11 protein-coding genes are annotated in these 14,685 nt (G+C 32.4%); 4 read left to right on the top strand and 7 right to left on the bottom strand.

What is annotated here, in order from left to right; all coding sequences use genetic code 11:
- Positions 1 to 11 precede the first annotated feature (11 nt).
- A complete protein-coding gene (locus C1X07_RS08975; RefSeq protein ID WP_103069674.1) occupies positions 12 to 671 on the bottom strand; it encodes a succinate dehydrogenase cytochrome b subunit in 660 nt (219 codons plus the stop codon).
- 208 nt (positions 672 to 879) lie between these two features.
- Between C1X07_RS08975 and C1X07_RS08970 the strand changes: the two genes are divergently transcribed.
- Positions 880 to 2,025 carry a methionine aminotransferase gene (locus C1X07_RS08970; protein WP_103069673.1) on the top strand — a complete coding sequence of 382 codons (1,146 nt, stop codon included), beginning with the start codon at positions 880 to 882 and terminating at the stop codon, positions 2,023 to 2,025.
- Here C1X07_RS08970 and dinB read toward each other — a convergent pair whose 3' ends face one another.
- The gene (dinB, locus tag C1X07_RS08965; protein ID WP_262494908.1) at positions 2,026 to 3,126 is read right to left on the bottom strand and encodes a DNA polymerase IV; all 1,101 of its coding nucleotides are present in this window, start codon (positions 3,124 to 3,126) and stop codon (positions 2,026 to 2,028) included.
- A gap of 74 nt (positions 3,127 to 3,200) precedes the next feature.
- Here dinB and C1X07_RS08960 point away from each other — a divergent pair, with 74 nt between their 5' ends.
- The gene (locus C1X07_RS08960) at positions 3,201 to 3,668 is read left to right on the top strand and encodes a CYTH domain-containing protein (RefSeq protein WP_103069672.1); all 468 of its coding nucleotides are present in this window, start codon (positions 3,201 to 3,203) and stop codon (positions 3,666 to 3,668) included.
- A gap of 137 nt (positions 3,669 to 3,805) precedes the next feature.
- Positions 3,806 to 4,711, top strand: coding sequence for a hypothetical protein (locus tag C1X07_RS08955; RefSeq protein ID WP_103069671.1), 906 nt, complete (start codon positions 3,806 to 3,808; stop codon positions 4,709 to 4,711).
- Between the two features lie 69 nt (positions 4,712 to 4,780).
- Here C1X07_RS08955 and C1X07_RS08950 read toward each other — a convergent pair whose 3' ends face one another.
- Both C1X07_RS08950 and C1X07_RS08945 read right to left on the bottom strand, forming a co-directional pair.
- Positions 4,781 to 5,182: a response regulator gene (locus tag C1X07_RS08950; protein ID WP_103069670.1), complete on the bottom strand. Its 402-nt coding sequence runs from the start codon at positions 5,180 to 5,182 to the stop codon at positions 4,781 to 4,783.
- A complete protein-coding gene (locus tag C1X07_RS08945; RefSeq protein WP_103069669.1) occupies positions 5,179 to 6,624 on the bottom strand; it encodes a sensor histidine kinase in 1,446 nt (481 codons plus the stop codon). The genes C1X07_RS08950 and C1X07_RS08945 overlap by 4 nt, the downstream gene beginning before the upstream one ends.
- A 365-nt stretch (positions 6,625 to 6,989) precedes the next feature.
- Between C1X07_RS08945 and C1X07_RS08940 the strand changes: the two genes are divergently transcribed.
- Positions 6,990 to 8,711: a CHASE domain-containing sensor histidine kinase gene (locus tag C1X07_RS08940; RefSeq protein ID WP_103069668.1), complete on the top strand. Its 1,722-nt coding sequence runs from the start codon at positions 6,990 to 6,992 to the stop codon at positions 8,709 to 8,711.
- A gap of 271 nt (positions 8,712 to 8,982) precedes the next feature.
- Here the strand turns inward: C1X07_RS08940 and C1X07_RS08935 are convergent, their stop codons facing one another.
- From C1X07_RS08935 to C1X07_RS08925, 3 genes are all read right to left on the bottom strand, one after another.
- Complete coding sequence (locus tag C1X07_RS08935; protein ID WP_103069667.1) at positions 8,983 to 10,359, bottom strand: T9SS type A sorting domain-containing protein; 1,377 nt, start codon at positions 10,357 to 10,359, stop codon at positions 8,983 to 8,985.
- Positions 10,356 to 11,024, bottom strand: a complete 669-nt coding sequence (locus C1X07_RS08930; protein WP_128755229.1) for a hypothetical protein — start codon at positions 11,022 to 11,024, stop codon at positions 10,356 to 10,358. The genes C1X07_RS08935 and C1X07_RS08930 overlap by 4 nt, the downstream gene beginning before the upstream one ends.
- Positions 11,025 to 11,147: 123 nt before the next feature.
- Entirely contained in the window at positions 11,148 to 13,478 is a 2,331-nt protein-coding gene (locus tag C1X07_RS08925) for a M12 family metallo-peptidase (protein ID WP_103069665.1), read from the bottom strand.
- Positions 13,479 to 14,685 lie beyond the last annotated feature (1,207 nt).

The raw sequence follows: 14,685 nt of genomic DNA, 5'->3' as shown, positions 1-14,685 counted from the left end.
TAGTGGTGTTTTTAATGAGTAAAATGAAGCACTAAAGCAACAATAACAAATCCTAGAGGAACTCCTATTGCAAAAACTTTAGCAAATTTGGTTGCTGCTACCGAGTACTTATTATTAAATCCTACAGATTGAAACGAAGATGCAAACCCATGCCACAAGTGCAATGCTAAAAACACAAACGAAACTACATATAGTCCTGTACGAATAGGACTCTCAAATTTATGAAGTAATTCTGTATAATATCGTGTAGGATCTTCTGGTGCAAACTCTATATATTTATGAACTATTTCTGGAACCCAAAAGTCATAAAAGTGAAGTCCCAAAAAGGCAAGAACTACTAATCCAGAATAAATCATATTTCTAGACATCCAAGAAGAATTAGCTCCTCCATTATATTTTGCATATTTAACAGCTCTGGCATTTCTGTTTTTGATCTCTAATACAAACCCCATTATAAAGTGAAAAACTACTCCAAAAATCAATACAGGCTGTAGTGCAAATTGCACTAACGGATTTGTACCCATAAAATGAGACAACTCGTTAAATGTATCTGCGCTGAAAATTGAAGTTAAATTGATGGTAAAGTGTTGTAATAAGAAAAAAACTAAGAAAAGTCCGGATAGTGCCATGGCTACTTTTCTAGCTATTGAAGATTTTATCAATCCACCCATTATATAAAAACGTTTAGTTAATTGGAAAACAAAAATAGGACTCACTACTGTTTTTGCCAAGCTTTAACTTGGGTTTGTTCCACTATTTATAATGAATATAAAAAAGGAATTAGCTTTGTTGAACATTACCCACTAAAACGTTTGAAATCAATAATCAACTTTAAACAAAAAACAGTGCCTTTTTTTACAAATATGCTAATTTTACATTATGCAAAATATCAATTCCAAACTTCCAGAGGTTTCTACCACCATATTTACGGTAATGAGTCAGCTCGCTTCTCAATACGAGGCGATTAATCTTTCTCAGGGTTTTCCTAATTTTGAGGTAAGTCCAGAACTTATTAATCTGGTCTCAACTGCCATGCAAAAAGGGTATAATCAATATGCCCCTATGCCAGGACTCTTGTCATTAAGAGAAGTAATCGCACAAAAAACGTATAGCCTCTACAATCGGGGATACCATCCCGAATCCGAAATCACGATTACCTCTGGTGCAACCCAAGCTATCTTTACTATTATTGCCACATTTATAAATCCAGGAGATGAGGTAATCATTTTTAAACCAGCATATGATTCTTATGAGCCTTCTATCAAATTGTTTGGAGGAACGATCGTTCCTATACAATTGTCTGCTCCAAGTTTTAAAGTGGATTGGCAGGAAGTAGCATCAAAAATCACTTCAAAAACCAAAATGGTGATTATCAATTCTCCTCACAACCCAAGTGGAAGCATTTTATCTAATGATGATATGCTTCAATTAGAAAAATTACTTAAGAATACAGATATTATCTTATTAAGTGATGAAGTGTATGAGCATATCGTCTTTGATGGACAACCCCATCAAAGTGCTGCATTATTTCCTGGTTTGGCAGAACGTGCGTTTATCACTGCTTCGTTTGGAAAAACTTTTCATATTACTGGATGGAAAACAGGATATTGTCTTGCACCTTCAGACCTTATGAAAGAATTTAGAAAAGTGCATCAGTTTAACATTTTTTGCAGTAATCACCCTACCCAATATGCATTGTCTGAATATATCAAAACTCCCGAAAATTATCTCTCGCTACCAGATTTATACCAAGCCAAACGCGATCTGTTTTTATCTTTGATTAAAGATTCTCGTTTTAAATTCACACCAGCTTCCGGAACTTACTTTCAGGTATTGAATTATTCTGATATTACTAATGAAGGTGATGTTGCTTTTGCCCAAAGACTAACAAAAGAATACAAAATAGCTTCAATTCCTGTTTCTGTCTTTAACTTGAATAATCAGGATGATAAAGTGCTTCGTTTTTGTTTTGCTAAAACAGAAGATACCTTGAAACGTGCAGCAGAAGTATTGTGTAGGATCTAATCAGAAATCAAATCGTAATTGTATAATCTCTACTTCTTCTCTTTCTTTTTTCTTTTCTGTACTTGTATTAAGGTTAGAGAGTGAAATCCCAAGCAATCGCACAGAATTTTTCATCTTCTCTTGATACAGAAGTTCCTTTGCTGTTTCTAATAAAATAGTAGCATCATTTATAAAATAAGGCAAGGTTTTACTTCTTGTTTGTAACGTAAAATCACTGTACTTAATCTTTAGTGTAACTGTTCTTCCGGCTACTTTACTTTTTTTAAGGCGCTTTTGCAACTCCTCGGCTATGCTTTCTAATCGCTCGAGCATATATATCTCTGAGGCGATATTCTCACTAAAAGTACGTTCTGCCGCCAACGATTTACGTTCACGATTTGGTTTTACCTCACTTAAATGAATTCCTCTTACAATACGGTAATAATGCCCTCCTGATTTGCCAAAGTTTTGAGTAAGAAACTCCTCTGATTTCGACTTTAAATCCTTACCTGTATAGATCCCCATCTGATACATTTTAGTCTTAGTAACCTTACCTACTCCATAGAATTTTTTGACATCCAGAGCTTCCAAAAACTCAATTACCTCTTCAGGATTAACAGTTTTTTGTCCATTAGGCTTATTATAATCGCTTGCAATTTTGGCGATAAACTTATTAATCGATATTCCTGCTGAAGCTGTGAGCCCAACTTCCTTAAAAATTTGTTGTCTAATTTCTTGTGCAATTAAGGTTGCACTAGGGTTTCCTTTTTTATTCTCGGTAACATCAAGATACGCTTCGTCTAGAGACAATGGCTCTACCAAATCCGTATACTGATGAAATATTTTTCTTATTTGAGAGGAGATTTCCTGATATCGATCAAATCTAGGCCGAACAAACGTCAGATCTGGACAAAGTTGTCTTGCTGTAAATCCAGGCATAGCCGATCGAACACCAAAAACACGAGCTTCATAACTGGCTGCACTAACTACACCCCGTTTCCCTCCTCCTCCTACAGCAAGAGGTTTGCCTTTGAGTTCTGGATTGTCCATCTGTTCTACAGAGGCATAAAACGCATCCATATCTACATGTATAATTTTCCTATATGTTTCCTGCCCTTCCACACTACAAAAATAATAGATAATTATAATACCTTTGAACTAGGTTAACCATCAAAGAATAGGAACAAAAAACAATCATGGTAGAAATAGAACGTAAATTCCTGGTTACTTCAGATACTTATAAGCATGAAGCTCATAAAAGTACACGTATTATTCAAGGCTATCTTAATTCTGATCCAGAACGTGCGGTACGTATTCGAATAAAAGGTGACATTGGTTTTTTAACCATCAAAGGAAAAAGTAATCAAGCAGGAACTTCTCGTTTTGAATGGGAAAAAGAAATTGAAGTTACTGAAGCTAAGGAACTTCTAAAACTATGTGAAAAAGGAATGATTGAAAAAGTACGGTACGAGATTTCTTCTGAAAACCATACTTATGAAGTTGATGAGTTTTTTGGAAAAAATAAGGGACTCATTGTGGCCGAGATCGAATTAGATAATGAAAATGAAACATTCTTGAAACCTGATTGGCTAGGAAAAGAAGTTACTGGTGATCAAAAATACTACAACTCTCAACTTAGCAAAAAACCATATATGTTATGGTAAAAAAGTAATGCCATTAGGTGTTTAGCTTTAATTAACAAACTTTTAAAAAACCTTAACAAAAGAGTAACAGATTTGGTTAGTAAGACTCCTTTTTTGATTGCGTCTAAGCAATCTTATTATTAACCAAAATTATAATCATGTTACACAAATCTAAGAGTTCCCTACTTGGGATCTTATTGTTATTCACTCCTTTCTTTTTTGTTTTCTCACAGACTCCGGTAAATGGTTTCTATCCCAAGAAAAACACCTTTACGCTAGCTACCAGTTATGTATATAAAAGTTTTGACCAGTTTTACAGGGGAGAGCAACTTGCTGAAGGAAATCCTGCAGGTTTAGGAGAAATTTCATCATCAATTATATCTTTTTATGGTCAATATGCTTTTACAAACTGGTTATCATCCACAGTAACCCTGCCCTATATTAGTACTCAAAGTGAGGATGGAGTTCTAGATCCTATACAACAAGTTGATCAAATTGAAGGCGTACAAGATTTAGGAATTTATCTAAAATCAAAAATATTCGATAAGAAATTTGATGATTCTTCTAAGATATCTCTTGGAGGAACTACAGGTGTCACTTTTCCTATTGGAGATTATGATGGAGCAGGTGTATTATCTCTAGGAAATCAGGCAACGACTATAAATGGCGCTGCTATATTTCAATACAATACCCCATTTAACATCTTTAGTGAACTTCAATTAGGATATAGCATTCGCAACAGTGATAATTTTGATATTCCTGACGCTATGTTGTACAGTGCCAAAATCGGATATTATAATGAATTCCTTTATTTACATGCAAAGCTCGAAATGCAAAACTCTACATCTGGATATGATATTGGAACTGCCGAATTTGGAAATGCAGGAGGAGCTGCTATCTTGCCAGAAACTGAGGTAGATTTTACAAATTTGGCTTTTGATTTTTATGTGCCTGTCTACAAAGATACTATTGGTATTTCTGCGGGTTATGGCACTACTCTGGATGGTAGAAATTATAATAAAGAGTCGGGGTTCTCATTTGGACTGGTATATACGGTACGATAATATCATATTAAACAATCATCATCAAATACTATTATAGATTCGATGGTGATTGTATGACTAAAATTGAGCTCATACATTTTCTAATAAAAATTCTAATTGATCTTCATTAATCGGTTTAATTATGTAACCCGAAACTAACTCGTATTCTTTGGCTTTTTCTGCATCCGTTGGGTTATCAGACGATGAAAGGATATAAATAATAATATCTTTTTTTATTTCTGGAGTAATCGTAATGAATTCTTCCAAAAAGCCCCAACCATCCATAATAGGCATATTAATATCCAGCAAAATTAAATCTGGTAATTTCTCGATCTTTCCTATAGTTGATTTTATAAAATTAATACCTTCTTCTCCATTAGAAAACGTAAGTAACTTTTGATTAGGACTGAGTTTTTTTATTATTTTTCTTATAATAAATTGATGAATGTTATCGTCATCAATAAGACATAAAATATGGTTACCTTTAATCATATCACAATATTTATCGTAAATTTTGTTCCTTTGTTCAGCTCACTATCAACAGTTATTGTTCCCTTTAAGGCTTCAATCTGGGATTTAACAATAAAAAGACCTAGTCCTCTGGCATCACCATTATTATGAAAAGTTTTTCTAAACCCAAATACTTTGTCTTTATACTTTTTTAAATCAATACCTAGACCATTATCTTCAAATAAGAGCTGAATTCTATTATCAATTTTTTTTGAAGAAATTTGAATTTCAGGAACTCTTGCAGGTGATCTATATTTTAGAGAATTAGAAATAAGGTTTAGAAAAACACTGGTGATATATGCAATCGAATAAGAAATCTCATCTACTTCAAAGTTAGTAATAATCTTTGCACCAGTCTCCATAATTAATGCACTTAATTGTCTTTCTACTTTTGTGCATATTTCTTGAAGCGAAATGCTCTGAATAACCATATCTGTGGACTGATTAATCTGTACTACATTTATCAAATCCTTCATGGTATTATTCAAAATTTCGGCAGAATTTTTGATCATATCAATATACCCCATCTGCTCTTCATTAAGATTACTTTCTTCCAAAAACTTGGCAAGCATAAAAATATTAGCAACTGGAGACCTTAAGTTATGAGATGTGATATAAGCATAATCTTCTAATTGCTTATTTTTTGCCATTAATTCTTGTAAAGTAGCTTCAATTTTTTGCTCCTGTTTAATTGCATTTGTAATATTTCGAGCGATTCCAAACACCTCTCCAGTATGATCTAATGCAGTAGCGTTCCAATCCAACCAAACAACTTCTCCTTCTTTAGTGATGTACCTATTCCTAAAATTAAATATTGTAGTCCCATCAAATTGTTTTGCAGCTTCGGCAATAGTATCGTTCCGATCATCAGGATGAACAAATGTTAAGTAAGGATTATCCATTAATTCCTTTTCGCTATACCCCAAAGTTTTACTCCATTGGGGGTTTAACTTAGTAAAATAACCTTCCGGTTTAGAAATAGTAATTAAATCCTGGCTCAAATTAAACAAATCCTCTAATTGTCTATTTTTTAGTTTTAGTGCTATCAACTCTGCCTCTATCAAGGACTCTTCTGGCTCATGCTCAGTAACATTTTTTGCAATTAACAAGAATTCTCCTTCATAGTTAATCTTAGTCATGATCCACTCAAACCAAATGACATCGCCAACTTTACTAATAAGCCTTCCTTTTATAGGTCTAGAGCTGGGGTTTTGTATACAATTTTCTATCTCTTCACGAGTTCTATTTCTATCTTCATAATGAACCAAAGTCAAAAAAGGAATAGTTAATAGTTCTTTTGTAGTATACCCTAATAGAACCGACCATTGAGGGTTTGACTCAACAAAGTATCCTTTTTCATTAACAATAGTAATGAGATCATTATTCAACACTTTTTTTTTAATATACACAGAACTTGTTTTCATAATATTATTAGAATTACAGAATATTGACACACAACTTGCGTTATGAATAAACCTAATCTAGTGACAGGTTAATCCATTAAGTCTTTTTATTATTATGCTTGAACATTAAAAAGGAGGGCATATTAAACATAAGAATCAGATCATCATGATGTTTGTATTAAAGTTACTACAATTAAACCACATAAACAACTGAAAATCAACAATAAAAAAATAAAATTTATACGCAAAACCAATAACATTTCTGGTAATTATTATTATCTTTAAATTACTTTATCAAGAATTTGGGGTATGTGTTTTTTTTTAAATGATACAGAAATTACTCCATTTTTAATATCACAAAAAAATTCATTAAGCCCCAAAAAAACATGAAAAGAAAACAATATTATTTAAAATCCCTTATTGATTCTAAATATTGTATTCCTATTATCTGGATAATTGGTTTGGCTTTTTCAGTAGTTACATCTGGCTTTTATTATCAACTGGAGTCAAAAAAAATTGAGATAAAGTTCAAAAATGAAGTAAATCAGTTTGCCTCATCTTTGCATAGAGAATTTGAACTCAATCTAGAATCTCTCTACACACTAGCTACCCTCTTCAAATCAAATGAAGAGCCTGGCTATCAAAGATTTATTGAAGAATCCAAATCCATACGCAAAAGAAACCCTGGTTTCTTAGCCTTGGAGTGGATTCCGTGGGTCAAACATGAAATGAGGTCATTTTATGAAAAAAAACATCAACAAGAGTTTCCTGGTTTTAAATTTATAGAAAAAAACAGCACCAATAATTTGGTAAATGCAAGATTTAGAGAAGAATACTTCCCTGTTTATTATGTTGATCCTTATATAAAAAATAAAAATGCTTTTGGGTATGACTTAGCATCAGAAAAAAAGCGATATAACACACTGAAATCATCTCAACTATTAGGAGAACCTCTTATTAGTGACAATATAAAATTAGTACAGGAAAAAACAAACCCAGAAGGGTGCCTGGCATTTTTACCAATTTTTGACAAAAAAAAGCAAAAAAAAAAGCATAATCCCGAATCCCTAAAGGGATATGTCCTAGGTGTATTCAAGTTTTCTAAAATATTCGAAGCCGCCCACAATACCAACTTCTCTCAAGAGATACAAATCCAACTATTTAACAAAAAAGAAGAAACCTCAAATGATATTTTGTTTACCTATCAACCTATACAAATTAATAAGTATAAAGATGTTGTGCATCAATTTGATTTGCCATTATTATGGGGAAAAGAATGGAAGTTAATTGCACATCCAACCAACAAGTATGTTAAACGAGAAAGAAGTTTTTACCCTCAACTCATTCTAATTGCTGGAATCATATTTACCTCATTGATTGCATTGCTCTTCTATTCCTTCTCTAAAAGAAATACACAACTCACACAGCTAAACATCATGAAATCAAAGTTCTTATCCCTAATATCTCATGATGTAAGAGGAGGAATTGGAACTATGGATGTCCTTTTGAAACTTGTATTAGAAGATTTTGAAGGTTATAATAAAAATCAACTAAAAGAAGTCATAACTTCTATTGAGCAAAACACAAACTCTATTCATCTTACGTTAGAAAACTTAATCAGTTGGTCCAAAAATGAATTACTGGCATTAAAACCAAAAAAGTCCTTATTCGATATTACTGAGTTGTTTGATAATATTAACGAATATTTTAAGCCCTTAATTCTTTTAAAAAACTTAAAATTCTCTATCCATTATGGTACCAAGAACACCTATATTCATGCTGATAAAAACATGATTTTAGCCAGTTTACGAAATATTATTTCTAATGCCATAAAATACACCCAAAAAGGAGGGGAAATCCAGATTAGATTGCTCCAACACAAAACCAAGCATCACATTGAAATTGAGGATACGGGTATGGGAATGGACTCTATAGAATTACAAAAACTTTTTGAATACAATATTACACACAAAAAAAGGGGTACTAACGGAGAAAGTAGTACCGGAATCGGTTTAATGATCACCAAAGATTTTTTGGACATGAACAACGCCAAAGTTCAAGTAGAAAGCCACTTAGGAAAAGGAACTATCTTTAAAATACAGATATAGCGTCTGTTTACTATTTAGCATTATATCTGCATAAAAAAACGACTGGTTGTATTCTTAATTACGTTTATCACATTATTTGGCAACATAAATACACCCCTGGTAAGAGCATAATAGAATTTATTTTTCAGATAAAGAATACAAGCGGTTGTAACCCAGAAACACTTTAATATAAAGTTTACAACATTTCTCATATGAATATTCTTTATAAAAACTCAAAGCTCTTTAAACCAGGGGCATAAATCTATAATTATTTTATATCTTACTTTTTAAGTTATTCTTTGATTATTTTTCTTGAAAATGACAATCCATTTTCAAATTTAAATTTTAACAAATACGCTCCTTTAGAGATACTACTTGTATCTATATTAATTATATCATTGACATTAGTGACATCTTTTGAGATTAGGGTTTTTCCCAGAAAATCTACAATCTTAACACTAAAACTTTCTTTGTTCTCTGTTCCTAATTGAATAGATAAAAAGTCTTTGGCAGGATTAGGAAAAATACTAAATTCTACACGCTCGTCAATAGTATCAACATCTCCATCATGAAGCGTAATATTCCACAATACGGCATTAAAATGTATTGTCTCGTGATTGTTTACTCTTAACAAAGATGTATTATCGGTAACAATAACCTGTAATTCATTGTTACCTTCAATCAATTCTCCCTTAGTAATTTTTATAGAAGTTTGATTTCCAACTACCTCCTGATTCAATTGCCAGCTCACATTCAATGTATTTGGTATTGGGTTTATAAGAGATACTTCAAAGTCCATTGCTCCTAAGTCTTCGATAGGACTAGTATTATCAGGGGAATAAGAAACTATTGGCGAGGTCAGAGAATGTATCTTCTCGATAGTCCCTTCAACGCATACGGCGCAAAAAGGAGCGTTTAAAAACCGCATTTTACAATTCTCATGTGGGCGATACCAGCTAGCCGATTCTCCTCCACAGCAATGTTGATATATCCCGATTTCCTTTTGACCTATCCAATTTTTCCATTTCACTAAAGCGGGATTAGTTTCTTTTGTTATGTTTATATTTTCTGCAGCATAGATATCGCCTGCGTAATACTCATCACTCAATCCTCCAAAAGAATGTCCTAGCTCATGAATCATTATTTGTTCTGCAGATGCTTCTAATGAAGATACGGCATATGCCCCACCACTACCCCCATAATAAGGACTATTGGCCAAAATCATAACCGCGTCATAATTTGGAAAATTATTTGCTAAAACAGTAGTTATTGCTGTTTGATTGGTTGCTACTAACAACCTATGAATATTATAATAATCGAACGTAGACCCAAAATAATTATCTACCGATGATACGGGATGATCAGGTTCTGTAACATCGGTAGCCGTACCAGGGTGAGTAACTCCACTTTCATTTGAAGGAACTTTTATAGCATATACATTAAAATACTCTTTGTATTCTTTGTAGGGCGACTCAGAGAATAACGAATTAGTCATGTTGCTAGCATCTGTAATAAACTTAGCAAGTTCACTGCTTTGATACCCATCTCCCAAAATAACTATGTTTATTCTGTCTTCTATAGCTCCCGAAGAAAAAATCACTTCCTGATCAAAAACCTGTGAAAAAATCATTTGTGAACACAGTATCAAAAATAGTAGTACATTTTTCATAGCTCATCTATTGTAATTAATTTATTGATATTATCTAATTGTTTGATCATTATAAATTTGGACTTAGGGTTTAATTGAATTCTTACAGAAAATTTGGCACTATCAAGTTTTACTTCTTTTTTCACAAATTCTTTTAATTTGTTAGTGTACTCAATTCTTCTTACCAAAGGATTCTGAATATTTATCTCTTCAATAGGCTCAAGTTTTTCATCTACTTGTATTAAATAAAAATCTCCTGATCTTGGTTGTTCTTTTCCTAACATTCTTTTTTTAAGTTTCCCTTCCACTATTATTTTATTGATAAGTTTTATATCAATTTCATCATCTGTTTTCTTAGCCTCATAATTTAGAAAAGCTATCTTATGAGTAGTTGTGTTTTTCTCTTCACCTATTGCCATGGATTCGCTTACAACACTTTTGTGAGGTGCACAGGATATCATCTGGAACACTATAACCAATCCCAAATATTTTATTTTTGGGAAAGCTTGTGTGGTTATTCTTTTCATCTTGAATGCCATTATCTTTCTATTTGAGTGTACAACATAGAATGCACATATTTTGGATAATACTGCTCCCTGCATGTAGAATGCAGGGCACAGTATTAAAATGAGAAATCTCCAGCGCATATTCATGTAATACTTCAACTTCTCTCTTATGTATTTCACTCTTTAACAAATCATTATAAGCTATTTACAAAAGCAAAGACATTACTTAAAACCATTATAATTACAATTCAATACTTTATAGCGGTAATGATCATTAAAACCGAATGAATTACATAGGCTTTCTTATCGTTTAAATACTTTTCGAGTGATTTTTCTATGAGAATTTACAAACTGAATAAAATATATCCCTGCTTCTAAACTACTCATATCAATCCCTATTTCATTTTTACCATTTTGAGGGTTTATATTGACGTTTTTCAATATTCTTTTGTTTCCATGAATATCCTTGACCATAATGAATCCCTGCTCCACCAAAGATCTGTTCATTCGAATATTAAGTTTATCTTTTACCGGATTAGGATAGACTCTAAAATCAAAATTCAAACTTTCAGAAACTAAATTAGCAGTTGCCTGATTACAAGAAGTTACATACTCCCATCTACCAGAATTATACTGATATAAGTTTCCTTGGTACACCATTCTATCTCCATTCTGATAATTGGTTCCAGAATTCCAATCTGCTACATTATGACATGGGTTATTAGAATTTCCTCCGCAAACATCAATTTTCACCCATCCATTTTCTGTTAATTGATATAAACTCCCTTGATAAGTAGCCTTATCTCCAACAGAATAACTTGAGTTAGAGGACCATTCGGATATACCATGGCAAGGATCGCCCCCAGAAGAAGTACAGACTACCTTGGTAGTATATGTTGATTGATTACATGTAATCTGAAAATTATCTACCTCTTGGTCTGAAGTATCTGTTACGGACCACTTATCCCCTACTATTGCTTCTGACTGAAGGCTAGCTCCTGTATCAACTGTAAATTGATAAGAACTGTTTAGGCTATATTTCAAGGGGCAATCAGAATTATTAGCAAAAGTTGCCGTTACAGTATCGCCAACAGAACATCCTCCAGTTGAGTTACAAACAACACTTGTTGTATAAGTCGTTTGGTTACAAGAAATCTGAAAACTATCTACTGCTTGGTCTGAAGTATCAGTTACAGACCAGTTATCCCCAACAATCGTTGAAGACTGGACACTCGCTCCTACATCAGCTGTAAATTGATATGAATTATTAACACTATATTTTAGCGGGCAATCCGAATTATTGGTAAAAGTTGCAGTTATAGAATCTCCTGTAGAGCAGCCACCTCCTGTAGAGCAAGAAGTAAGACAATTACTTGAAGAAGCAATATGATTTCTCATTACATTACTCGGTTGCGCTCCAAAACCTTTAGAAAAATCAATTCCGGCACTAGTAAGATGGCAATAACTCATAATGGTACCTCCTCCTGAAGGCAATCCAGGATCATCACATCCTCCAGAGACCGAATAACACCCATCAATAGCGGTATTATTTCCATTCCACACACAATCATGAGTGTGATTAGATCCCATATTATGTCCAAGTTCGTGAGCAAGGACCTCCACATCCCAGGAAAAAGTTGGGACATTACTAAAACTTCCATTTATACCTGATATCCCGGTATTATACGAGCTACACAATCCTGATAACCAAGCTATTCCTCCATTTCTAGCATAAGTAACATAATGTGCTAAATTTCCATTAAAATTATTTTGATTTCTGTAGCTGGTATAAGAATCCAAAGAATCACTAAAATCGGTTCCCGATGTCCACATTTTAAAACCCGAAAGTTTAATTGTCATTCCGTCATTAGCATACAATGTAGCTACCTGATTAAATAGCGATTGCAAATAATTACTAGCTCCCTGCTCTCCTCCTTTGTCCTGAATAATATCAGAATTCACATCAAAGAACACTTTTACACATTGAGACGAAGCTTTGGTATTCTTGGTTGAAAATAATTCTTCTTCAGTATATCCACTAAAAGTATCACTGATTCTTGACTGACACTCAAACTCCCTTAGGTGATTGATCTCTTTATCTTCATAGGCAATCATTTGATTTGATTTACCCAATTTTCCTATAACAATATTAGCTCCTTTTTCTGGGGCACTAATGATACCGGACAGCTGACCATCATAAAAACTAATAGCTGCTAATGATCTTGTTGCACCTTTAATTCTTCCTCTATAATGCAGAATATTACTTTTTTGTTTTAGCACTTTTCCAGAATTTGCTTGGATAACTTCAAAATCGTCACTTAGTATTTCTACTTTTATTAACTCCAGCGTCATTTCAGAGTTCTGAAACGGTATTTTCAAATTAATAGAGCTTAATTTCTCGGTTTCAAAAGCTTTATACTTTTGATTTTCCATCTCAAACACAGTGTATTTCCTTAGTTCTTTAGGAATCTTTTCTTTTATCTTTTTATCCTTGGTCGAGGTAAAAAGACCTACTTCTTTAAAAGTAGTTCCACTTGCTTTTGCTTTTTCAATCAATTCTCCTGGTCTTTTTGTATTTTGAGCAAAAGAGATTGCTGTAATAAACAATGCCAGCATTAAACATTTTGTTTTCATTGTGTTTATTTAAAGTAATGAGGTTCTAAATAGAAATTGTATTCCCCTCTGAACACACCTCATTAGGGGTTATATGATTTAAATTCAGTTACATTTGTTTTATCAGGCTTGACTCACTTTTTTAATTATTCTGGAAAAAGACTATGCTTTATCTTGTCCAAAGCAACTCAGTTGGCAAAGTGATCACTGATTCATAATAAATTAAAAATGAATGATTAACGGATTTGATCTGAAGAATTAAAGGTTCTCTTATGGCATGAAAATTTAAGAAACATCCATTAACACGAATAAGTAAAAAATGTCTTTAGAATCATTGATTAAAGATAATCTTTAGATTCTCTGATATATTTTCTAGCACCAAACTAAAATAAACCGGATTTTTATAATATCGTAAAATTGATTGCTCATCTTTAATTTTTAAAAAATCAAAGATTTGCCAAATATTACTGTTTATAAAATCTTAATGAATTTTTTAATTCTGGTCTATCCAATTTAGATATCTATTTCAAAATTACTTATTTCTGGATTACCATTTTTGGCTCCTTCACTAAGCAAATAGACTCTTCTACATTCTCATTAGCAATAAGGCTTCTTTTTTCTTCAGTTCTAAATACTGAACAGCCGTTCATTGGTTTGAATAAAGTTGCGTTTGGTTTTTTTTGAAGTTAAAAACATTAAACTATTAGGTTCAAAAGTAATTACAATTGATTTCAAATATTCAACAAAATTACTTGGTCTTGTGATTTCACTTGGGGTAAAACCAATTGCCCTATAAAGGGCAATCTTAAACATAAGGATGTTTTTCATCTTAGTTAGGTTAATACTTAAGATTTTATTGATTCTGAAATATTTGATCAAAATATTCCTTCAATAAAACCTTAGTTGAGTTTGTTATGTCAAATATATATAATTTATATAATCGTCAAAAATACATGCTCTTTTTTTTCATATTCGCAATAAGTGTATAATATTTAACAAAATATTTAGATATTTATAACTAAGACAAGGTTTATGATTGTCAAAAAAAAAGTTTTATATATATAAAAACTCTAGAAAAAAGAAACCCAATAATCTTTTTCTATGGCAAAAATCGGTTTTTACTATTATAAATCTATAGAATAAGTAGGAAAATAAGAATAATTCAGTATTTCTACTATTATTTGTTCGATTTTAAGCTTATGATACTAATAGCCTTAAAGTGGTTTTT

Origin of the sequence: Aquimarina sediminis (genome assembly GCF_002895435.1) — a bacterium.
GTDB classification, from domain to species: Bacteria; Bacteroidota; Bacteroidia; order Flavobacteriales; family Flavobacteriaceae; genus Aquimarina; species Aquimarina sediminis.
Note: the sequence above shows the minus strand (reverse complement) of the source record. Positions and strands in the feature narration are given on the sequence as shown.